The sequence below is a fragment of the Cupriavidus sp. H18C1 genome (assembly GCF_049311595.1).
GTDB lineage: Bacteria > Pseudomonadota > Gammaproteobacteria > Burkholderiales > Burkholderiaceae > Cupriavidus > Cupriavidus cauae.
In genome coordinates this window covers 869,830-889,734 of record NZ_CP186008.1, presented here as the reverse complement: position 1 = coordinate 889,734, position 19,905 = coordinate 869,830, and the positions used below count along the sequence as shown (strand labels likewise).

General features: G+C 68.1%; 18 protein-coding genes, 3 tRNA genes and 3 pseudogenes. 15 read left to right on the top strand and 9 right to left on the bottom strand.

The window, feature by feature from the left end:
* Positions 1-108: 108 nt before the first annotated feature.
* Positions 109-1,080, top strand: a complete 972-nt coding sequence (locus tag OJJOAM_RS04195; RefSeq protein WP_422649491.1) for a Bug family tripartite tricarboxylate transporter substrate binding protein — start codon at positions 109-111, stop codon at positions 1,078-1,080.
* A 247-nt stretch (positions 1,081-1,327) separates the two neighbouring features.
* Here the strand turns inward: OJJOAM_RS04195 and OJJOAM_RS04190 are convergent.
* Positions 1,328-1,417 (bottom strand) — tRNA-Ser (locus tag OJJOAM_RS04190).
* Positions 1,418-1,772: 355 nt separating this feature from the next.
* Between OJJOAM_RS04190 and OJJOAM_RS04185 the strand changes: the two genes are divergently transcribed.
* Entirely contained in the window at positions 1,773-2,264 is a 492-nt protein-coding gene (locus OJJOAM_RS04185; RefSeq protein WP_422648952.1) for a glycine zipper 2TM domain-containing protein, read from the top strand.
* Between the two features lie 106 nt (positions 2,265-2,370).
* Here the strand turns inward: OJJOAM_RS04185 and hemW are convergent.
* The 3 genes and pseudogenes from hemW to rph form a co-directional block, all read right to left on the bottom strand.
* Positions 2,371-3,623 (bottom strand): annotated as a pseudogene (hemW, locus tag OJJOAM_RS04180) (radical SAM family heme chaperone HemW).
* The gene (gene rdgB, locus OJJOAM_RS04175; RefSeq protein ID WP_422648951.1) at positions 3,620-4,318 is read right to left on the bottom strand and encodes an RdgB/HAM1 family non-canonical purine NTP pyrophosphatase; all 699 of its coding nucleotides are present in this window, start codon (positions 4,316-4,318) and stop codon (positions 3,620-3,622) included. The pseudogene hemW and the gene rdgB overlap by 4 nt, the downstream one beginning before the upstream one ends.
* An 8-nt stretch (positions 4,319-4,326) precedes the next feature.
* Entirely contained in the window at positions 4,327-5,046 is a 720-nt protein-coding gene (gene rph, locus OJJOAM_RS04170) for a ribonuclease PH (RefSeq protein ID WP_422648950.1), read from the bottom strand.
* A gap of 346 nt (positions 5,047-5,392) precedes the next feature.
* On the opposite strand from rph, the gene OJJOAM_RS04165 reads away from it, so the two are divergent.
* The 3 genes from OJJOAM_RS04165 (at position 5,393) to rpoZ (ending at position 7,364) form a co-directional block, all read left to right on the top strand.
* On the top strand, positions 5,393-6,328 hold the full coding sequence (locus OJJOAM_RS04165; protein WP_149317957.1) for a YicC/YloC family endoribonuclease: 936 nt from the start codon (positions 5,393-5,395) through the stop codon (positions 6,326-6,328).
* Between the two features lie 155 nt (positions 6,329-6,483).
* Entirely contained in the window at positions 6,484-7,080 is a 597-nt protein-coding gene (gene gmk / locus OJJOAM_RS04160; protein WP_422649490.1) for a guanylate kinase, read from the top strand.
* Positions 7,081-7,160: 80 nt separating this feature from the next.
* Complete coding sequence (gene rpoZ, locus OJJOAM_RS04155; protein WP_006578656.1) at positions 7,161-7,364, top strand: DNA-directed RNA polymerase subunit omega; 204 nt, start codon at positions 7,161-7,163, stop codon at positions 7,362-7,364.
* Between the two features lie 20 nt (positions 7,365-7,384).
* Here rpoZ and OJJOAM_RS04150 read toward each other — a convergent pair whose 3' ends face one another.
* On the bottom strand, positions 7,385-7,531 hold the full coding sequence (locus tag OJJOAM_RS04150; protein ID WP_422648949.1) for a hypothetical protein: 147 nt from the start codon (positions 7,529-7,531) through the stop codon (positions 7,385-7,387).
* Positions 7,532-7,596: 65 nt separating this feature from the next.
* Between OJJOAM_RS04150 and OJJOAM_RS04145 the strand changes: the two genes are divergently transcribed.
* On the top strand, positions 7,597-9,984 hold the full coding sequence (locus tag OJJOAM_RS04145) for a RelA/SpoT family protein (RefSeq protein WP_422648948.1): 2,388 nt from the start codon (positions 7,597-7,599) through the stop codon (positions 9,982-9,984).
* Between the two features lie 38 nt (positions 9,985-10,022).
* Here OJJOAM_RS04145 and greB read toward each other — a convergent pair whose 3' ends face one another.
* On the bottom strand, positions 10,023-10,589 hold the full coding sequence (gene greB, locus OJJOAM_RS04140) for a transcription elongation factor GreB (protein ID WP_187829164.1): 567 nt from the start codon (positions 10,587-10,589) through the stop codon (positions 10,023-10,025).
* A 123-nt stretch (positions 10,590-10,712) separates the two neighbouring features.
* Between greB and OJJOAM_RS04135 the strand changes: the two genes are divergently transcribed.
* The 3 genes from OJJOAM_RS04135 (at position 10,713) to OJJOAM_RS04125 (ending at position 11,672) form a co-directional block, all read left to right on the top strand.
* Positions 10,713-10,789 (top strand) — tRNA-Arg (locus OJJOAM_RS04135).
* Positions 10,790-11,199: 410 nt separating this feature from the next.
* A complete protein-coding gene (locus OJJOAM_RS04130; protein WP_422648947.1) occupies positions 11,200-11,460 on the top strand; it encodes a hypothetical protein in 261 nt (86 codons plus the stop codon).
* A 135-nt stretch (positions 11,461-11,595) separates the two neighbouring features.
* Positions 11,596-11,672, top strand: a tRNA-Met gene (locus OJJOAM_RS04125).
* Positions 11,673-11,863: 191 nt separating this feature from the next.
* Here OJJOAM_RS04125 and OJJOAM_RS04120 read toward each other — a convergent pair.
* Together OJJOAM_RS04120 and OJJOAM_RS04115 are read right to left on the bottom strand one after the other, a co-directional pair.
* Positions 11,864-12,154, bottom strand: a complete 291-nt coding sequence (locus tag OJJOAM_RS04120; RefSeq protein ID WP_149317962.1) for a hypothetical protein — start codon at positions 12,152-12,154, stop codon at positions 11,864-11,866.
* Positions 12,155-12,286: 132 nt separating this feature from the next.
* Positions 12,287-12,586 (bottom strand): hypothetical protein, encoded by a 300-nt coding sequence (locus OJJOAM_RS04115; protein ID WP_422648946.1) that lies wholly within the window; start codon positions 12,584-12,586, stop codon positions 12,287-12,289.
* A gap of 289 nt (positions 12,587-12,875) precedes the next feature.
* On the opposite strand from OJJOAM_RS04115, the gene OJJOAM_RS04110 reads away from it, so the two are divergent.
* Positions 12,876-13,187 (top strand): hypothetical protein, encoded by a 312-nt coding sequence (locus OJJOAM_RS04110; protein ID WP_149317964.1) that lies wholly within the window; start codon positions 12,876-12,878, stop codon positions 13,185-13,187.
* 119 nt (positions 13,188-13,306) lie between these two features.
* Positions 13,307-14,209, top strand: coding sequence for a lipid A hydroxylase LpxO (gene lpxO / locus OJJOAM_RS04105; protein ID WP_149317965.1), 903 nt, complete (start codon positions 13,307-13,309; stop codon positions 14,207-14,209).
* A gap of 177 nt (positions 14,210-14,386) precedes the next feature.
* Here the strand turns inward: lpxO and OJJOAM_RS04100 are convergent, their stop codons facing one another.
* Positions 14,387-15,847 (bottom strand): PLP-dependent aminotransferase family protein, encoded by a 1,461-nt coding sequence (locus OJJOAM_RS04100; protein ID WP_422648945.1) that lies wholly within the window; start codon positions 15,845-15,847, stop codon positions 14,387-14,389.
* A gap of 437 nt (positions 15,848-16,284) precedes the next feature.
* On the opposite strand from OJJOAM_RS04100, the gene OJJOAM_RS04095 reads away from it, so the two are divergent.
* The 4 genes and pseudogenes from OJJOAM_RS04095 to OJJOAM_RS04080 all read left to right on the top strand — a co-directional run bounded on the left by OJJOAM_RS04095 (position 16,285) and on the right by OJJOAM_RS04080 (position 19,860).
* Positions 16,285-16,506: a hypothetical protein gene (locus tag OJJOAM_RS04095; RefSeq protein ID WP_422648944.1), complete on the top strand. Its 222-nt coding sequence runs from the start codon at positions 16,285-16,287 to the stop codon at positions 16,504-16,506.
* Between the two features lie 63 nt (positions 16,507-16,569).
* Complete coding sequence (locus tag OJJOAM_RS04090; RefSeq protein WP_422648943.1) at positions 16,570-17,550, top strand: threo-3-hydroxy-L-aspartate ammonia-lyase; 981 nt, start codon at positions 16,570-16,572, stop codon at positions 17,548-17,550.
* A 115-nt stretch (positions 17,551-17,665) separates the two neighbouring features.
* Positions 17,666-19,295 (top strand): annotated as a pseudogene (locus tag OJJOAM_RS04085) (NAD(P)/FAD-dependent oxidoreductase).
* 3 nt (positions 19,296-19,298) lie between these two features.
* Positions 19,299-19,860 (top strand): annotated as a pseudogene (locus OJJOAM_RS04080) (DUF1415 domain-containing protein).
* Positions 19,861-19,905 lie beyond the last annotated feature (45 nt).

Here is a 19,905-nt window from a genome sequence, read left to right as displayed (position 1 = left end):
CGCAGCTCGACCACGAGCAGTGATTCAGGAGACAACATGAGCAACACCCACTTCTTGCGCGGCGCCGCCGCGACCGTGCAAACCTGTGTGCGCCGCCTGCCGCGGCTGATGCTGACGGCGGGCGTGCTGGCCGGCGCGTTCGCCGGCGGCCTGCTGGCCACCGGCACCGCCGCCGCGCAGGACTGGCCGCAGAAGCCGGTGACCGTGGTGGTGCCGTTCCCGCCGGGCGGCTCGACCGATACCATCGCCCGCATGCTGGCGCAGCCGCTGAACGAAAAGCTGGGCCAGCCCTTCGTGATCGAGAACCGCCCGGGCGCGACCGGCGCGATCGGCGCGGCGATGGTCAAGCGCGCGCCGCCCGACGGCTACACGATCATGATCGCGTCGATCGGCGTCTATGCGGTCAACCCCTTCCTGCAGAAGAACCTGCCGTACGATCCGGCCAAGGACTTCGACCTGCTGACGGTCGCGGTGCGCGCGCCCAACGTGCTGGTCGCCAATCCGTCGGTCGCGGCGCGCAGCGTGCAGGACCTGGTGGCCCATATGAAGAAGAACCCGGGCAAGGTCAGCTTCGCCTCGTCGGGCGCCGGTTCGTCCGACCACCTGACCGCGGCGCTGTTCTGGCAGAAGACGGGCACCACGGGCCTGCACGTGCCGTACAAGGGCGGCGGCCCGGCGATCCAGGATCTGCTGGCCGGCCAGGTCGAGGTCTCGTTCCAGAACATCAACGCGGTGATCCAGCACATCAAGGCCGGCAAGCTGAAGGCGCTGGCGATTACCTCGGAGAAGCGCTCGCCGCTGCTGCCGGACGTGCCGACGCTGGCCGAAGCGGGCGTCAAGGATGTCGAGGTCTATTCGTGGCAGGCCGTCGCCGCGCCGCGCGGACTGCCGGCCAACGTCAAGTCGCGCCTGCACGGTGCGCTGGTCAGCTCGCTGACCGATCCGAAGATGCGCGCCAAGCTGGCCGAGACCGGCTTCGAGGTCGTCGCCAATACGCCGGAGCAGTTCGCGCAGTTCGAGAACCAGGAACTGCAGCGCTGGAAGAACGTGATCGAGACCGGCAAGATCACCATCGATTGAGATTCACGATCGACGATCGGCGATTCTCTCCACGACATGTCGTTGCCCCGCCTCAGTGCGGGGCTTTTTTATGGTCGTGGGGATGAGGCCGTGGGGACGTGGCGTGGGGGGATGCGGGTCGGGGATAGGGGCCCGGGACAAGCGCTCGGAATAAGGGCTGGGAGCCAAGGCCGGAAGCCAAGAGCCGGAAGCCAAGAGCCGGAAGCCAAGAGCCGGAAGCCAAGGGTCGGGAATCTGGTGCCGCGGATGGCGGAGACGGTGAGATTCGAACTCACGGATGGGTCACCCCATCGGCAGTTTTCAAGACTGCTGCCTTAAACCACTCGGCCACGTCTCCAGTCCCATGGATGGCCGGCCTTGCGACCGGCCGCGCATTATAGCAAGGCGGGTTGGGCCCGGGAAACGGGCAGGAGAAGCGGGCAGGAGGAGCGGGGAGGAGGAGCGGGCAGGAGGAGCGGGGAGGAGGAGCGGGGAGGAGAAGCGGGGAGGAGAAGCGGCGAGGGAAGCGGGCCGAAAAACCAGGCAGGGAAACGCCCCGTTACACATCTTGCACCGCGGGAAGACAAGAAACGCGGGCTGTCGGCGTCCGTCCGACATCGCGGAACCTTGTCTGGATGTATACCTCCTAGGGCAGGAGGGAGCGGCGCCGCGCCGCATCCCGTCTCTTCTCGTCCCAGTCAGGAGAACATTAAATGAATGGCAAGACTTTGTTGGGCACCGCTGCGCTGGCCGCGGCAATCGGCACCGCGGGCTGCGCGGCGCCCGGTGGCGGTTATGGCTACGGTGCCTCCAATGCCGGCTACCAGACCGGCCAGGGGGCCTACCAGGCGCCGGCTGGCTCGGTGTTCTACGGCCGCGTCGAAGCGATCGAGCCGATCCAGCAGCCGCGCGGTGCCAGCTCGGGTCTGCTCGGCACGGTGATCGGCGGCCTCGCCGGCGGCCTGCTCGGCCACCAGATCGGTGGCGGCCGCGGCCAGACCATCGCGACCATCGGCGGTGCGGTGGCGGGCGGCGTGGCCGGCAACCAGATCGAACAGCGCGCCACCGGCGGCATGGAAACCGTCTATCGCGTGCACGTGCGCCTGGACGATGGCCGCATGGCCACCGTGACGCAGCGCCAGGCCAACAATCTGCAGGTCGGCCAGCGCGTGCAGGTCGCCAACGACATGGCGTCGCCGATCTGACGCCGACGCGATGTCCGTCGCTGCGATGGCAGCGTGAGATGGGAAAAAGGCCGCAAGTCTGAATTGCGGCCTTTTTCTTTGGGGCGGCGGTTCGTCCTGCTGTGCCTCACGACTTCAGGAAGATCTCCTGCAGGTCGTTCAGGAAGCGCCGGCCCAGCTCGGTCGGACGGATCACGGTCGGGTCCGGGTCCAGCAGTCCCTTGTCGGTCGCCAGCGCCAGTTCGCGCCGGATCGCGTGCAGCGGCAGGCCGGTATGGTCGTGGAACAGACTCGCCGGCACGCCGTCGGTCAGCCGCAGCGCGTTCAGCATGAACTCGAACGGCAGCTCGGCGGCATCGACGTCGCGCGCTTCCTGCACCGCGTTGCCCGCCATCGCCTGCGCCATATGGTGGCCGGATGCTTGTAGCGCATCTGGCGCAGCACGCGATGCGGGAACGACAGCTTGCCGTGCGCGCCCGCGCCGATGCCGAGATAGTCGCCGAAGCGCCAGTAGTTCAGGTTGTGGCGCGCCTCGCGATGCGGCTGCGCATAGGCCGAGGTCTCGTAATGGCGATACCCGGCCTCGGCGGTGCGCGCCTCGATCCAGTCCTGCATCTCGTAGGCGGTGTCGTCGTCGGGCAGCGCCGGCGGAAAGCGCGCGAACAGCGTGTTCGGCTCCAGCGTCAGGTGGTACAGAGACAGGTGCGAGGTGCGGTACGACAGCGCCGTCTCGACGTCCTGCCGGCACTGCGCCAGCGTCTGTTGGGGCAGCGCATACATCAGGTCGAGATTGACGTTGTCGAAGTGGCGCAGCGCGATGTCGATCGCGGCGCGGGCCTCGGCGCCGCCGTGAATGCGGCCCAGCGCGTGCAGGTGTTCGTCGTGGAAGCTCTGGATGCCGATCGACAGCCGGTTGATGCCGCTGGCGCGATAGCTGGCGAAGCGCTCGGCCTCGAAGGTGCCGGGGTTGGCCTCCATCGTGATCTCGGCATCGGCGTCCAGCGGCAGCAGCGCGCGGATGTCCGACAGCAGCCGGTCCATGCCGGCGGCCGACAGCAGGCTCGGCGTGCCGCCGCCGATGAAGACGGTATGCACCGGGCGTCCCCATACCAGCGGCAGCGACTGCTCCAGGTCCGCGCGCAGCGCGTCCAGGTAAGCAGTCTCGGGAATCTCGCTGCCGTCGGGGGCCGCATGCGAGTTGAAGTCGCAGTACGGGCATTTGCGCACGCACCAGGGCACATGCACGTACAGCGACAGCGGCGGCGAGGCCGGCAGCGAAATCTGCCCGGGCTTGAGCCACAGGCCGACGCTGTCGCCGCCCGCTGCAGCAGGGGCGGGCGCGGCGGCGCCGGAAGCCGGGACGGGGACGATCGGAATCATGGCTGGCCGTGGGCGGCGGTTGGGCCGGTGGGGGCGGTTGGGGTGGTTGCATCCCGGCGCAGCCGCTCGCACAGCGCCTGCAGTGCCAGCGCACGATGGCTGACGCGGTTCTTCTCGTCGGACGACAGCTCGGCGGCGGTCTTGCCCAGCGCCGGCAGCAGGAAGTAGGGGTCGTAGCCGAAGCCGCCGTCGCCGCGCGGGGTGTCGACGACCTCGCCGTCCCAGCGGCCTTCCGCGATGATCGGGCACGGATCGTCGGCATGGCGCACCAGCACCAGCACGCAGTAGTAGTGCGCGCGGCGATTGGCCTGGCCCGCCAGTTCGGCTATCAGATGCGCGTTGTTGGCGGCGTCGCTCTTCTCCTTGCCGGCCAGCTGCGCGTAGCGCGCCGAATGGACGCCGGGCGCGCCGCCCAGCGCGTCGACGCTGATGCCGGAGTCGTCGGCCAGCGCCGGCAGGCCCGACAGGCGGCTCGCATGGCGCGCCTTGGCCAGCGCGTTCTCGACGAAGGTCACGTGCGGTTCCTCCGCCTCGGGGATGCCCAGCTCGCGCTGCGGCACCACGTCGAAGCCCAGCGGCGCCAGCAGCGCGCCGAATTCGCGCAGCTTGCCGGCGTTGTTCGAGGCCAGCACCAGGCGTTGCGGCGCGCGCAAGGCGATGCCTGCCGTCATGCTCGCGTTCGTGTCCGCGTTCATGTCCGCCGTCATGCCAGATCCAGCGCCTGGCGCTGCATCGTGACCAGCTGGGCGATGCCGCGCTCGGCCAGCTGCGTCATCGCGTCGAGCTGGGCGCGCGAGAACGGCACGCCCTCGGCGGTGCCCTGGACCTCGACGAAGCCGCCGCTGCCTGTCATCACGACATTCATGTCGGTGTCGCAGGCGCTGTCCTCGGCGTAGTCGAGGTCGAGCACCGGCACGCCGTCGACCATGCCGACCGACACCGCGGCGACGAAGTCACGGATCGGGCTGTCGGCGATCAGGCCGTCGCGCAGCATCACCGAGATGGCGTCATGCGCGGCGACGAAGGCACCGGTGATCGCGGCGGTACGGGTGCCGCCATCGGCCTGCAGCACGTCGCAATCGAGCTGCAGCGTGTATTCGCCGAGCTTGGACAGATCGAACACCGAGCGCAGCGCGCGGCCGATCAGGCGCTGGATTTCCTGCGTGCGGCCCGACTGCTTGCCGCGCGCGGCCTCGCGGTCCGAGCGGGTATGGGTGGCGCGCGGCAGCATGCCGTATTCGGCGGTCACCCAGCCTTCGCCGCTGCCCTTCTTGTGGGGCGGCACCTTGGCCAGCACGCTGGCGGTGCACAGCACCTTGGTGTCGCCGAAGGCGGTCAGCACCGCACCTTCGGCGTGCCGGGTGTAATGGCGGGTCAGGGTGATCGGGCGCAGCGCATCGGCCGCGCGTCCACTGGGTCGCATGGAGGCTCTCTTGGAAGGGAAATCGGGAACAGGCGCGATTTTAACGCCGGGCGGCGAGGGGCGCTGGCGGGGAGCGCCCGCGCGCCGGGGGGCGGGGCGCCGGCGATGGGGCCCGCGGCGGACCGAGGAATGAGCCCGGCCGCGCGCGGTCATCGCCCCGGCCGCGCCCCCCGCCGTGCCCCCCGCCGTGCCCCCCGCCGTGCCCCCGCAGGGCCCCGCAGGGCCCGCGGGGCAAAGTTCTTTACAATACAGTGTTCATTACAGTGTTGGTCAGCCCACCTGCCGGGCCGGCCGCGATCGCCGCGCCGTGCGGTCCTCGCCGCCAGCCCCTTCAAGAGACGAATCCATGATCCATAGCATGACCGGATATGGCCTGGCGACGCGCCAGGCACCGCTGACCGACGCGCATGGCGCGCCCAGCGGCAGGACCGCCGCCGTGTCGGTCGAATTCCGCACCGTCAATTCGCGCTTCCTCGATCTGCTGTTCCGCGCGCCGGAAGAATGCCGCGCCTTCGAGCCGGCCCTGCGCGAGATGCTGATGGCCAAGTTGTCGCGCGGCAAGCTCGAGTGCCGCATCAACCTGCAGCGCACCGACGCGGGCGGCGCGGCGCTGGCGCTCAATACCGGCCTGCTGGCGCAGCTGCGCGAGCTCGAGGCCACGGTCGCCCAGACCTTCGACCAGGCCGGCACGCTGCGCATGGGCGAGATCCTGCGCTGGCCCGGCGTGCTGATCGAGCCCGAGCTGTCGCAGGACGCGCTGCGCGAAGCGGTGCTCGGCGCCGCCAAGGACGCGCTGGCGCAGCTGCTGGAAGCGCGCCGCCGCGAGGGCGATGCGCTCAAGGCCACGCTGGTGGACCGCATCGACGCGATGCTGGCGATCGTGCAGCGCCTGGCGCCCGCGGTGCCGGACCTGATCGCGCAGCATCAGGAAAAACTGACCGAGCGCCTGCAGGAGGCCTTCAACCTGGTCGCGCCGAACGGCATGCCGTCGATGTCGCGCGACGAGATCGGCGAGCGCATTCGCCAGGAGGCGACTGTCTACGGCATCCGCATCGATATCGCCGAGGAGCTGTCCCGGCTCGAGGCGCACCTGAACGAGACCCGGCATATCCTCGACAAGGGCGGCCAGGTCGGCAAGCGGCTCGACTTCATGATGCAGGAGCTGAACCGCGAGGCCAACACGCTGGGCTCGAAGGCCGCGGCCAAGGAGCTCGCCGATGCCTCGATGGAGCTCAAGCTGCTGATCGAGCAGATGCGCGAACAGATTCAAAATCTCGAATGACCAACATGAGCGACCCGACTCAGTCCCATCCTTCGTCCCAGTCTTCGCCCAACGCGCAGTCCAGCGCGCCGGGGCAATCGTCCGCGCACGCGTCCGCGCAACCGGTGGCGCAAGCGCATACCGCGATCGACACCGTCTACCCCGGCAACCTGTTCATGGTGGTGGCCCCGTCCGGCGCGGGCAAGTCCACGCTGGTCAACGCGCTGCTGGCGCAGGACCCGTCGATCCGCCTGTCGATTTCGCACACCACGCGGCCGCCGCGTCCGGGCGAGCAGGATGGACGCGAGTACCACTTCACCACGATCGAGGCCTTCCGCGAGGCGCGCGATCGCGGCGAGTTCCTCGAATGGGCCGAGGTCCACGGCAACTACTACGCGACCTCGCGCGTCTGGATCGAACAGCAGATGGCGCACGGCCACGACGTGCTGCTCGAGATCGACTGGCAGGGCGCGCAGCAGGTGCACAAGCGCTTCTCCAACGCGGTCGAGGTCTTCATCCTGCCGCCTTCGCTGACCGCGCTCGAGGAGCGCCTGCGCAAGCGCGGGCAGGACGAGCCCAACGTGATCGTGCGGCGCCTGCTGGCGGCCGGCAGCGAGATGGCGCATGCCTCCGAAGCCGACTACGTGATCATCAACGACGTGTTCGACGAAGCGCTGGAAAAACTGCGCTGCGTGGTGCGTGCCACGCGCCTGCGTTTCTCGTCGCAGAAGGCCCGGCACGCCGATCTGTTCATCGAACTCGGCATCCACTGAAACGCGAGGCCGCGGGGCCGCGGGCCACCTGCGGTAAAATGGCGGCCATCGCATAGGTTCTGTCTCAAGGTAGATTTGATATGGCGCGTATTACCGTCGAAGATTGTCTGAAACACATCCCGAACCGCTTCGAGCTCGCGCTCGCGGCGACCTACCGCGCGCGCCAGCTGGTGCAGGGGCACACGCCGAAGGTCGAGGCCAAGGACAAGCCGACCGTGGTGGCACTGCGCGAGATCGCGTCGGGCCAGGTCGGCATCGAAATGCTGAAGAAGGTTCCGACCTGATTGTCCGGCGGCCCGGTTTTTCAACGGCATTGCGAGCTATCCTGGAATCCCGCCCGATCGTCGCTTTGGTCGACCGGATTGTCCTGATCGCACTCGTTGCCCACGTCTGAACCACAGGCCGCCATCATGCCCTCGTCGCCGCGCTCTTCCTCGCGATCGTCGCCCAAACCGGGCAGCACGGGGGGAGGCGCGCGCCGCGGCGCGTACCGGCGCGCCGAACCTGCCCGATCCATTGGGCGACGACGTGGTGGGCGAGCGCGCCGTAGCGCCGGCGATGGCGCCCGCCAAGAGCCGGGGCGCCAGCGTCCCGGCCACGCAGCCGCGCGAGGCCGACAGCGGCGTCGCGGTGGCCGCACCGGCCGCCGACAGCCTCTTCATCGACGCGGTCCTCGCGCAGACGTACCGGCATTTCTTCGGTCCGACCTCGCAGCCCGCGGTGCCGCCGCGGCAGCAGGTGATCTCCATCGCCGCCCTGATGGAGAAGCTCAATTACCTGAAGCCGGCCGACCAGGCCCTCGTCCGAGAGGCCTTCCAGTTTTCCGACGAAGCCCACCTGGGCCAGTACCGGCAGAGCGGCGAGCCGTACATCACGCATCCGGTGGCGGTCGCCGAGCTGTGCGCCGAGTGGAAGCTCGATGCGCAATCGATCATGGCGGCGCTGCTGCACGACGTGATCGAGGACCAGGGCATCACCAAGAGCGAGCTGGCCGAGAAGTTCGGTCCCAAGGTCGCCGAACTGGTCGATGGCCTGACCAAGCTGGACAAGCTCGAATTCCAGAGCCGCGAGCAGGCGCAGGCGGAGAGCTTCCGCAAGATGCTGCTGGCGATGGCGCGCGACGTGCGCGTGATCCTCGTCAAGCTGGCGGACCGCACGCACAACATGCGGACGCTGGACTTCGTGCCGCCGGAGAAGCGCCGGCGCATCGCGCTGGAGACGATGGAGATCTATGCGCCGATCGCGCATCGGCTCGGTCTGAACAGCACCTATCGGGAGCTGCAGGAACTGTCGTTCAAGGTCGGCTCGCCGTTCCGCTACGCCACGCTGGAGAAGGCCGTCAGGGCCGCGCGCGGCAATCGCCGCGAGGTGGTCTCGCGCATCCTCGAGGCCGCGCAGAGCGCGCTGGCCAATTCGGGCATCGTCGCCGAACTGTCCGGGCGCGAGAAGACGCTGTACAGCATCTACCGCAAGATGCACGACAAGCAGCTGTCGTTCTCGCAGGTGCTCGACGTGTACGGCTTCCGCGTCGTGGTCGAGACGCAGATGCACTGCTACATGGCGCTCGGCGCGCTGCATGGGCTGTACAAGCCGATGCCGGGCAAGTTCAAGGACTACATCGCGATCCCGAAGATCAACGGCTACCAGTCGCTGCATACGACGCTGGTGGGTCCCTTCGGCACGCCGGTCGAATTCCAGATCCGCACGCGCGAGATGCACCAGATCGCCGAGGCGGGCGTCGCGGCGCACTGGATGTACAAGCACCACGCCGACCAGATCAACGACATCCAGCAGCAGGCGCACCAGTGGCTGCAGTCGCTGCTGGATATCCAGAGCCAGACCGGCGATTCGCAGGAGTTCCTGGAACACGTCAAGATCGACCTGTTCCCGGACGCGGTCTATGTGTTCACGCCGAAGGGTCATATCCGCGCGCTGCCGCGCGGGGCCACGGCGCTGGACTTCGCCTACGCGGTGCACAGCGACCTGGGCAACCAGTGCGTCGCGGTCAAGATCAACAACGAGCTGCTGCCGCTGCGCACGGAGCTCAAGAGCGGCGATATCGTCGAGGTCATCACCGCGCCGTATTCCAAGCCCAATCCCGCCTGGCTGTCGTTCGTGCGCACCGGCAAGGCGCGCGCGGCGATCCGCCATTATCTGAAGACCACCAAGCTCGACGAGGCGATCCAGCTCGGCGAGCGCCTGCTGGAGCAGGCCGCGCGCCAGCTCGGCATCGACCTGAAGGCGGTGCCGCAGCCGGTGTGGGAACGGATGATCCAGTGGACCGGCAACAAGCAGCGCGACGACATCTTCGCCGACCTGGCGCTGGGCCGGCGCGTGCCGGCGGTGGTCGCCAAGCGCATGGAGATCCTGCTGCAGGAGTTGTCGGGCGACTTCGATACCGCGCTGATGGCGGCGGTGCAGACCTTTGCCGGCGAGGAGGCACCCGCGGTGCCGATCACCGGCGACGAGGGCATGTCGATGATCTTCTCGGCGTGCTGCCGGCCGATTCCCGGCGATTCGATCGTCGGCTATCTCGGCAAGGGCGAAGGGCTGCAGATCCATGTGCAGGATTGCAAGGTGGCCAAGCGGCTGCACAGCAAGGACCCCGAGCACTGGATCGAGGTCATGTGGGCCAACAAGACCACGCGCGCCTTCGATGTCTCGATCAAGGTGCTGGTGCGCAACGTCAAGGGCATCGTCGCGCGGGTGGCCGCGGACCTGACCGCCGCGGACGCCAACGTCGCGCACGTCGCGATGGAGCACCAGGACAACGGGCGGCAGGAAGCGACCTACATGCAGTTCGTGATCCAGGTCCACGACCGCCTGCACCTGGCCAACGTGATGCGGGCCCTGCGCCGCAACACCGACGTCATCCGCATCTTCCGCGACCGCAACGACGGCTGACGCGCCGCCGGCAGCGGCGAGGCGCCAGGCGGCAGGCCTCAGGCCTCGCCGCGCTTCGGATAGCGGACTTCCAGAATATCGATCTGTTCGATACCGTTGGGCGTGCGCAGCGGCACGGTATCGCCTTCGCGGGCCTTGATCAGCGCCTTGGCGATCGGCGAGATCCAGCTGACCCGGTGCGCGTCCAGATCGACCTCGTCCATGCCGACGATGGTGATGGTGTTTTCCTCGCCGGACTGGTTGGCGTAGGTCACCGTCGCGCCGAAGAAGATCTGGTCGTTGTCGCCCTGCAGCGAGGGGTCGACCACCTCGGCCTTGTCGAGCCGGCGCGTCAGGAAGCGGATGCGGCGATCGATCTCGCGCAGGCGCTTCTTGCCGTAGAGGTAGTCGCCGTTCTCGGAACGATCGCCGTTCGACGCGGCCCACGAGACGATCTGCACGATCTCGGGGCGCTCGACATCGATCAGGTGCATCAGCTCGTCGCGCAGCCGCTGGTAGCCCTGCGCGGTGATGTAGTTCTTGGTGCCGGCCGGCAGCGGGGTCGCGCCTTCCGGGAGGTCGTCGTCCTCGTCGTCCGACGGTTCTTTGACAAAAGCCTTGCTCATGGTACGGATCACTTCCAGGTGGGCAGACATTATAGGAACAGCGGCCGGCGAGGGTGACGCGGAAAAAGATGGTGCAGGGGGCTTCCCAAAAACAAAAAACGCGATATAATCTCTTTCTCGCGTGCGGCTGTAGCTCAGTTGGATAGAGTACTTGGCTACGAACCAAGGGGTCGTGGGTTCGAATCCTGCCAGCCGCGCCACCTACATGCAGTACGAACGGCTTGGAGAGTTCTCTCTCCAAGCCGTTTTTGTTTTGGCGCTTCTGTTTTGGCGCTTCGCTTCGGCGTTGGTTCTTCGTCTCGGCGTTCGTCCTCGTCTCGGCGTTGGTTCTTCGTCTCGGCGTTGGTTCTTCGTCTCGGCGTTGGCGCTTCGTCTCGGCGTTGGCGCTTCGTCTCGGCGTTGGCGCTTCGTCTCGGCGTTGGCGCTTCGTCTCGGCGTTGGCGCTTCGTCTCGGCGTTGGCGCTTCGTCTCGGTGTCCTGGCGCTCTGGTGCCCGGGTTGATGCTTCGGCTCGGCCATTCTCCGACAGCCACGTCAGTCTCCCTCGCATTGCGCGCCGGCCAGGGCGGACCTAGCCTGATCGTGTGTACACGAGCAATGCAGGAGGCGCGATGCATGACGACGACTGGCGAGTCGAGGACTATCGCGGCATGGACGTCTATGTGCTGGTGTCCGAGCGCGAGGGCGGCGGGCCCCCAGGCTGGGCCTATGAGGTCCGCATCGGCCAGGAGGGCGGCGACCCGAGCGATGCCGGCGATGTCGAAATGATCTCCAGCGGCGAGCAGGTCTTTGCGACCCGCCATGCCGCGGAGGTCGCGGCATTCAGCGCGGGCTATGCGCGCGTGGATCGTATCCTCGGGCCGGAGTCCTGAGCCTCGTGGCCGTAGCGCGGGCGCGGCGGCTAATCCTGTCACGTTGTGATGGATTGACGCCTGGCGCCCGGGATTGACGTCACCAATAATGCTTGCAATGGCGACGCGATTGCTGCATAATGTTGTTCTTCCAGACGCGGGGTGGAGCAGTCTGGCAGCTCGTCGGGCTCATAACCCGAAGGTCGCAGGTTCAAATCCTGCCCCCGCAACCAAATTCCCTAGATGTCGCCGTGACCCACGGTAAAACGCACGATGCCTGGCCGTTGAGCCAGGTACCGTGCGGACATCTCAGCGGCACGCAGCATCCTCTCCGGCAGTACCTCTCTCCGCAGTACCGTCTTCCGTTATCCCGGTTGTCCCCGCTTTCGATCCGCTCGCGTTTTACGGTGCCTGTGCTCCGTGCCTACCCCGCGGAACCGCCCGCCAGCGCCAGCGCCTGTTCGAAGGTTTCGCGTATCGCCGGCTGATCTTCGCGCTCCGCGGCTTCGGCGCGTTCGCGCAGCCGGGCGACCAGCACCTGCAGGTTGTTGCCGACCGGCGCCGTCTTGCTGGCGTCGCATTCGCTGACCGCCTCGGTCATCAGTTGCTGCAGTTCCTCACCGACATCGGCGCCGTCGAACGCGCTGACCGACAGCGCCGAGATGCGCTCGAGGTAAAGGTTGACCAGCGCTTCGTCGTGTACCGGTTCGGGCATGTCCATCTCGGCCTCCGTGCTGTGGGTTGGCGGTGTGATGTCCATTCTAGTGGCGCCCCCCGGCAGGCTGCTGTCGGGACGTGGCCTACAGCGCGCCTGTCCGAAGGCCAGTCCGAAGGTCCTTGAGCGTCGTCAGCCCTCGGGTCGGTCGCGGGCCGGAAAGCCCGGCAGCGCGACGCGCCGGCGCGCGGCCTTCAGCGCGCGGGTGGGCCACAGCACGTAGTTGGTATGCGGGTCGAGCGGCTTGCCGAAGTACGACACCCACACCTGCACGCCATGTTCGGTCTCGGCGATGATCGCGGCCACCGCGCGCGCGGCGACGGAAGGGGACTTCAGCAGTTCGGCCAGCGCCTCGACGCCCTGGACGACGTGGTGCTTGACTCCCTGGAACCATGCGTACTGCCGCATGGCGGACAACAAACGCTTTGTCATTGTCTGTGCGTCTCCGTTGGAAATGAGAATGAGAACCACGTGTCTGACTGTGCCGCCCGCGCTTCGTTCAGGCCGAATGTCGGGCCGTTTTCTATCGCCGGCCGGGATCGATTCATCGCGCTGGGCGAGACCCGATGCGAACGGCTTTGTCGTCGCCGTCCGCCCGCCCCGGAATTGACAGCCCGGCGCCGTTTGCCGTAGCTTCGGTCGCATGGGCGGCGCGCCCACGGCCGTCGCCGCCGGGTCCCCGAAGGGGGGCGATCGTCATCATCCCCGCAAGGAGCTGCCGATGACCGAGGACATGCTGATGCAACTGATGGTGGAGGTCGAGAAGGAAGATCCGATCGACTATGCCAATCTGCCGTTCGACGACGGCGCGCTGCGCTCCCTGGTCTGCCGCCTGGTCGCCGAGCGATCGCAGGCGATGGAAGCGGCCGGCATGCCGGTCGACGCGGTGCTGGCCACGATGTGGGCGTCGACCGCCAAGCTGGTCCTCGAGAACATGGTGCTGAACGCGCGCCTGCTGACCCTGCAGGGCGCGCCCGACGATGCCCGCGCGCTGATTGAGCGCATCGCCCGGCAGTCCCGCGGCAACCGCTGATTTCGCCTCTCCTGCGCCGGGCCTGCCGTTTGGGTAAAACTACGGTCCTTCATTCCTCGTCGTGTGCCTTCGCCCGCACGGCGGCAGGCAGGCACGAGGCAGTTCAGGGAGAGTTCGAGGTGGTCAAGTGGATCATTGTCGCGGCCTATCTCGGCGCGATTCTGTATGTGCATTTTCGCGGCAAGGTGCGCCTGCGCATCTGGCGGCAACTGCTGGATCATTCGGCGCTGGTCGCGCCGGTCAATTGCTTCATGTACGCCTTCTCGGGCGTCCCGCGCACGCCGTACATCCCGGTGGAGCGCTTTCCGGAACTGGAGAAGCTGCGCGCCGCCTGGCCCGAGATCCGTGACGAGGGGCTGGCGCTGGCGGCGATGCGCAAGATCAAGGCCGCCGAGAAGAACGACGACGCCGGCTTCAATTCCTTCTTCAAATACGGCTGGAAGCGCTTCTACCTGAAGTGGTACGAGGCGCATCACCCGTCGGCCGAGCAACTGTGCCCGCGCACGGTCGCGCTGCTGCGCGAGCTGCCGTTCGTCAAGGCCGCGATGTTCGCCGAGCTGCCGCCGGGCGGCAAGCTCAATCCGCACCGCGATCCCTTTGCCGGTTCGCTGCGCTACCACCTCGGCCTGGCGACGCCGAACGACGATCGCTGCTTCATCGAGGTCGACGGCGAGCGGCACAGCTGGCGCGACGGGCAGGGCGTGGTGTTCGACGAGACCTATCTGCACTGGGCCGAAAACCGCAGCGACCAGAACCGGCTGATCCTGTTCTGCGACATCGAGCGGCCGATGCGCTATGGCTGGGCCGGCAAGGTCAACCGCTGGCTGGGCCGCAAGGTGATGAGCGCGGCCAGTTCGCCGAACGACGAGAACGACCAGACCGGCATGATCAACAAGCTGTTCCGCATCGTCTGGCTGGGCGGGCAGTATCGCCGCCGCCTGAAGGCGTGGAACCGCCAGGTCTACTACGTGGTCAAGTTCGGCCTGATCGCCGCCGGTGTTGCGCTGATCGTGTTCCTGTAAGCCGGCGGGGTTGCAGGTCTCAAGCCTGCACAATCCTGCAAGAAAGGCCGCAGGAAAGCTCGCAAGAAGCAGCCTGCGGGAAGCCTGCCAGAAGCCTGCGAGCCATCGCAGCACGGACTGCAGGACTGCATGGACTGCACGGACGCGGTGCCCCGGCACCGCGTTCCGCCCCTCCCGCTAGCGCGGCTCTGGTCGCGCCACCCCGCGCGCCACCACCCGCGCCACCACGCCAGCCAGTTTCCGATACGCCTGTTCCAGCGCGGTCGAACGCGGCGCGCCGATATTGATCCGCAGGCAATGGTCGAAGCGGCTGGAGTTCGAAAAGACCACGCCCGGCATCACCCGCACGCCGGCCTCGAGCGCCTGCTCGAATACCGCCTCCGACGACAGCCGGTCCGGCAATTCCACCCATAGATGCATGCCGCCCTGCGGCGCCGACAGCCGCGTGCCAGTCGGAAACAGGGCCGCGATCGTCTCGGCCGCCCAATGCCGCTGGTGGCGCAGCCGCGCGCGCAGCCGCCGCAGGTGCCGGTCGACATCGCCGGATGCCATCAGCTCGGCCACGGCGATCTGCGACAGCAGTTCGTTCGGCCGCGACTGGCTGAACTTCAGCATCTCGACGCGGGCCTGCCATTTGCCGGCGGAAATCCAGCCCAGCCGCATGCCGGGCGCCAGGTTCTTGTGCAGCGACGCGCAGTAGATCACGTTGCCGCTGCGGTCCCACGCCTTGGCGGCGGCCAGCGGCGCATCGTCGTCGGCCAGCGTCGAGAAGCAGTCGTCCTCGATCAGCGCGATGCCGCGCGCCTCGCACCATTGCACCAGCCGGGCCTTGTTCGCGTCCGGCATGATGCTGCCCTGCGGATTCTGCAGGTTCGGCACCACTACGACCGCCCGAATGTTGTCGTAGGTCTGCGCCGCCAGTTCCAGCGCTTCCAGCGACAGGCCGGTCTGCGGACTGCACGGGACCTCGAGCGCGCGCATGCCGAGGCTTTCGAGGATCTGCAGCAGCCCGTAATAGGTCGGCGACTCGACCGCGATGACATCGCCCGGGCCGGCGACCGCGCGCAAGGCCAGGTTCAGCGCCTCGGTGCAGCCGTGCGTGATGGCGATCTGCTCGGGGGCCAGCGTCATGCGCGCCTGCAGCGCCTGGCGCGCCAGCGCGGCGCGCAGTGCCGGATGCCCGTCGGGCTCGACCGCGCTGCCCAGCAGGCTGGGATGGCGGCGCAGCGCGCGGCCGGTGGCCTGGCGCAGCGCTTCGACCGGATAGAGCTCGGGCGGCGCGCAGGCGCCGGCCAGATTGACCGCGTCGGGATACCGGCGGCCGCGCGCGATGATGGCCGAGATGCGGGCGTGGATGCCGACGTATTGGGCGGGATCGGGCAGGGATGCCGATGGCTCGGCGATCGGCGTGCCCTGCGGCGCCGGGGGCCGCACGAAGTAGCCGGAGCGCGGGCGCGCTTCGAGCAGCCCTTGCGCCTCCATCTCGCGGCACGCCTGCAGCGCGGTCGACAGGCTGACGCCGTGGCGCTCCATCAGGGCCCGTATCGAGGGCATCCGCTCGCCCGGCAGCAGCGTGCCCGCGGCGATGGCCTGCCGATAGTGGCCGGCGAGTTGGCGGTACAGCGGGGCGGAGTCCATGCGGCATGGTGGCGCATCCGGCCGATGCGCAACAGATACAGAAAAGTTTCGGCCGTATCGTAACAGAGCGAAGGATGGGGCTCTGTTCTGCTGTCCGTTCCGGTGCGGTGTGCCTGCCGCGCCGCGACGGCGGCCGGTACGCTGCGTTCAATCGATTGCTGCACCGATTCGCGGCACGGAATCGCGGAATCGATCCGCGGCACTGGTCCGCGGCACTGATCCGCGGCACTGAATCGCGGCACTGACGAAACCGGCCGGTCTTTCCCCGCTGTGTCAGTGGCACGCAGACGCAGCCGAACCCGCCGAGGCCATCATGTCCATCCTCTCCCCTTCTGCCACACCCCATCTACCTGCACCGCGCGCTGGCGCTGCGGGCCGGCCAATCGGTCGGCTTCCATGCGAAAGCCGGTGCCGAACTGCATGTCGCCGCTGGCGACGTGGAGCTGATCGAACCGCCGCTGCTGCTGGCCGAGACGCTGCACTGGCCGCGACGGCACCTGCCGGCGGGCAGCGTGACCGCGCTGCCCCGCTCGGGCTGGTTCGCGCTGCGCGCCCAGCGCGATACCACCGTGCGGCTGCGCCAGCGTGCCCGGGTATTCTCGCGGTCCCGTATCGCGCGCATACTTTCCGGCTGGCGCCGCCGGCGCCTCGCGCATTGAAGCCGAGCCGACCCCCTTTTCCTTCGAAGCCCGTACGACTTTCCCTGCAAGGAGTGCTGTCCCATGACGCAATTGGCCATCTCGTTCACCGATGTCGTGGAGGCGCATCGCCGCATCAGCGGCGTCGCGCACCATACGCCGGTGCTGACTTCGGCCACCGCCGACGCGCAGACCGGCGCGCGGCTGTTCTTCAAGTGCGAGAACCTGCAGCGCATGGGCGCCTTCAAGTTTCGCGGCGGCTACAACGCGATCGCGCAGCTGTCCCCCGAGCAGCGCGCCGCCGGTGTCGCGGCGTTTTCGTCGGGCAACCACGCGCAGGCGATCGCGCTGTCGGCGCGGCTGTTCGGCACCCGCGCGGTGATCGTGATGCCCAAGGACGCGCCGGCGGCCAAGATCGCCGCGACGCGCGGCTATGGCGGCGAAGTCGTGCTGTACGACCGCTATACCGAAGACCGCCAGGAGATCAGCCAGCGGCTGGCCCGCGAGCAGGGCCTGACGCTGATTCCGCCGTTCGACCATCCGCACGTGATGGCCGGGCAGGGCACCGCGGCCAAGGAATTGTTCGAGCAGGCCGGGCCGCTCGACGTGCTGCTGGTGCCGCTGGGCGGCGGCGGCCTGCTGTCGGGCAGCGCGGTGGCCGCGCGGGCGATGCATCCCGGCTGCAAGATCATCGGCGTCGAGCCGGAAGCGGGCAACGACGGCCAGCAGAGCCTGCGCGCCGGACGCATCGTCGAGATCCGCACGCCCGACACCATCGCGGACGGCGCGCAGACCCAGCATCTGGGCCGCTACACCTTCCCGGTGTTGCAGCAGCTGGTCGACGACGTCGTCACGGTCAGCGATGCCCAGCTGGTCGAGGCGATGCGCTTCTTTGCCGGCCGCATGAAACTGGTGGTCGAGCCGACCGGCTGCCTCGGCGCCGCCGCCGCCTTCGCCGGCAAGGCGCCGATCGCCGGCAAGCGGGTCGGCATCATCCTGTCCGGCGGCAATGTCGACATGGCGCGCTACGCCGCGCTGCTGGGGCAGGTGCCGGCGCAGGACTGACGATACCGGGGGGCAGGGCGCGACGGCCTCGGCAAGGGGCCGGCGCGCCCGAAAGGCTTTAGAATTGCGGTCCGGCCATCGGACCCGCCGTTCGGCCGCCGAATACATTGCCCCCATGCTACGCCTCAGTGAACTCAAGCTCCCCCCTCGACCATTCGGAAAGTGACCTGGAGGCCGCAGTCCGTGCGCGGCTGGTCGAGATCGGGGTCAAGGGCGACGGCATGGTGTCCTTCACCGTGTTCCGCCGCGCGCACGACGCGCGCAAGCGTTCCGATATCAAGCTGACCTACATCGTCGATATCGAGGTGAAGGACGAGCAGGCGGCGCGCAAGCGCATCGCCGGCAAGCCGAACTGGAGCGTGACGCCCGACATGACGTACCGCTTCGTCGCGCAGGCACCGCAGCATGCGGCGACGCCGCGCCCGGTCGTGATCGGCATGGGCCCGTGCGGCCTGCTGGCCGGGCTGATCCTCGCGCAGATGGGCTTCCGGCCGATCATCCTGGAGCGCGGCAAGGAAGTGCGCGAACGCACCCGGGACACCTTCGGCCTATGGCGCAAGAGCGTGCTGAACCCCGAGTCCAACGTGCAGTTCGGCGAGGGCGGCGCCGGCACCTTCTCCGACGGCAAGCTCTACAGCCAGATCAAGGACCCGAAGCACTACGGCCGCAAGGTGCTGCACGAGTTCGTCAAGGCGGGCGCGCCGGAGGACATCCTGTTCAAGGCACGGCCGCACATCGGCACGTTCCGCCTGGTCAAGATGGTGGAGAACATCCGCGCCGAGATCTTCGCGCTCGGCGGCGAGATCCGCTTCGGCACGCGCGTCGACGATATCGACATCGAAGGCGGCCGCGTGCGCGGACTGCAGCTGTCCAATGGCGACTACCTGCCGTGCGAGCAGGTCGTGCTGGCGGTGGGCCACAGCGCGCGCGACACCTTCGAGATGCTGCACCGCCGCGGCGTGTTCATGGAGGCCAAGCCGTTCTCGCTGGGCTTCCGCATCGAACATCCGCAGGGCATGATCAACCGCAGCCGCTTCGGCAAGTTCGCCGGCAACAAGCTGCTGGGCGCGGCCGACTACAAGATCGTGCACCACTGCAGCAACGGCCGTTCGGTCTACAGCTTCTGCATGTGCCCAGGCGGCACCGTGGTGGCGGCCGCTTCCGAGCCGGGGCGTGTGGTGACCAACGGCATGAGCCAGTACAAGCGCGCCGAGCGCAATGCCAATGCCGGCATCGTCGTCGGCATCACGCCGGCCGACTATCCGGGCGGACCGCTGGCCGGGATCGACTTCCAGCGCCATTGGGAGGAACGCGCCTTCGAACTGGGCGGGCGCAACTACTGCGCGCCGGGCCAGCTGGTCGGCGACTTCCTGGCGCGGCGGCCGTCGACCGCGCTGGGCACCGTCGAACCGTCGTACAAGCCGGGCGTGACGCCGACCGATCTGAGCACCGCGCTGCCCGACTACGTGATCGAGGCGATTCGCGAGGCGCTGCCGGCGTTCGAGCGCCAGGTGCCGGGCTTCGCGATGGACGACGCCGTGCTGACCGGCGTCGAGACGCGGACCTCGTCGCCGCTGCGCATCCGCCGCAAGGACGACTACCAGAGCGTCAATGTCGCGGGCCTCTATCCGGCTGGCGAGGGCGCGGGCTACGCGGGCGGCATCTATTCCGCGGCGATCGACGGCATCGAGGTCGCCGAGGCGGTCGCGCTCGATATCGTCGGCCGGGTCGGCAAGGCGGCCTGAGCGATGTCGCCGTCGGAGCAGCAGGCGATTCTCGACGCCACGCGCCACTGGCTGACGCGCGCGGTGATCGGGCTCAACCTGTGCCCGTTCGCCAAGAGCGTCCACGTCAAGGGAGCAGATCCGCTACGTGGTCTGCGAGGCCACCGATGCCGAGGCGCTGCTCGACGCGCTGGAGGCCGAGCTGAAGGGGCTGGCGGAGGCCGATCCCGCGCGCATCGACACCACGCTGCTGATCGTCCCCTGGATGCTGGCGGACTTCGCCGACTACAACGATTTCCTCTATCTGGCCGAGCGCCTGCTCGACAGCCTCGGCCTGTCCGGCGTGCTGCAGATCGCCAGCTTCCACCCGCAATACCAGTTCGCCGGCACCGCCGCCGACGATATCGAAAACTACACCAATCGCGCGCCGTATCCGATCCTGCATCTGCTGCGCGAAGACAGCATCGAGCGGGCGGTCGAGGCCTTTCCCGACGCGGCGGACATCTACGAGCGCAACGAGGAAACCATGCGCCGGCTCGGCCATGAAGGCTGGCGGCGCTGGATGGCGGGCGACGATCCGCAGTAGGTGCGACGCGGCAGGTGCGGCGCGGCAGGTGTGACGCAATGTGTG

Bases quoted from the DNA above. Each gene is read 5' to 3' on its own strand.
- OJJOAM_RS04185 (WP_422648952.1), top strand. From the start codon at position 1,773: ATGAATGGCAAGACTTTGTTGGGCACCGCTGCGCTGGCCGCGGCAATC.
- OJJOAM_RS04110 (WP_149317964.1), top strand. From the start codon at position 12,876: ATGACCGAGGACATGCTGATGCAACTGATGGTGGAGGTCGAGAAGGAA.
- OJJOAM_RS04115 (WP_422648946.1), bottom strand. From the start codon at position 12,586: ATGACAAAGCGTTTGTTGTCCGCCATGCGGCAGTACGCATGGTTCCAG.
- OJJOAM_RS04195 (WP_422649491.1), top strand. From the start codon at position 109: ATGCTGACGGCGGGCGTGCTGGCCGGCGCGTTCGCCGGCGGCCTGCTG.
- rpoZ (WP_006578656.1), top strand. From the start codon at position 7,161: ATGGCGCGTATTACCGTCGAAGATTGTCTGAAACACATCCCGAACCGC.
- gmk (WP_422649490.1), top strand. From the start codon at position 6,484: ATGGTGGTGGCCCCGTCCGGCGCGGGCAAGTCCACGCTGGTCAACGCG.
- rdgB (WP_422648951.1), bottom strand. From the start codon at position 4,318: ATGAACGCGGACACGAACGCGAGCATGACGGCAGGCATCGCCTTGCGC.
- OJJOAM_RS04100 (WP_422648945.1), bottom strand. From the start codon at position 15,847: ATGGACTCCGCCCCGCTGTACCGCCAACTCGCCGGCCACTATCGGCAG.
- OJJOAM_RS04120 (WP_149317962.1), bottom strand. From the start codon at position 12,154: ATGCCCGAACCGGTACACGACGAAGCGCTGGTCAACCTTTACCTCGAG.
- OJJOAM_RS04165 (WP_149317957.1), top strand. From the start codon at position 5,393: ATGATCCATAGCATGACCGGATATGGCCTGGCGACGCGCCAGGCACCG.
- OJJOAM_RS04090 (WP_422648943.1), top strand. From the start codon at position 16,570: ATGACGCAATTGGCCATCTCGTTCACCGATGTCGTGGAGGCGCATCGC.
- rph (WP_422648950.1), bottom strand. From the start codon at position 5,046: ATGCGACCCAGTGGACGCGCGGCCGATGCGCTGCGCCCGATCACCCTG.
- OJJOAM_RS04130 (WP_422648947.1), top strand. From the start codon at position 11,200: ATGCATGACGACGACTGGCGAGTCGAGGACTATCGCGGCATGGACGTC.
- greB (WP_187829164.1), bottom strand. From the start codon at position 10,589: ATGAGCAAGGCTTTTGTCAAAGAACCGTCGGACGACGAGGACGACGAC.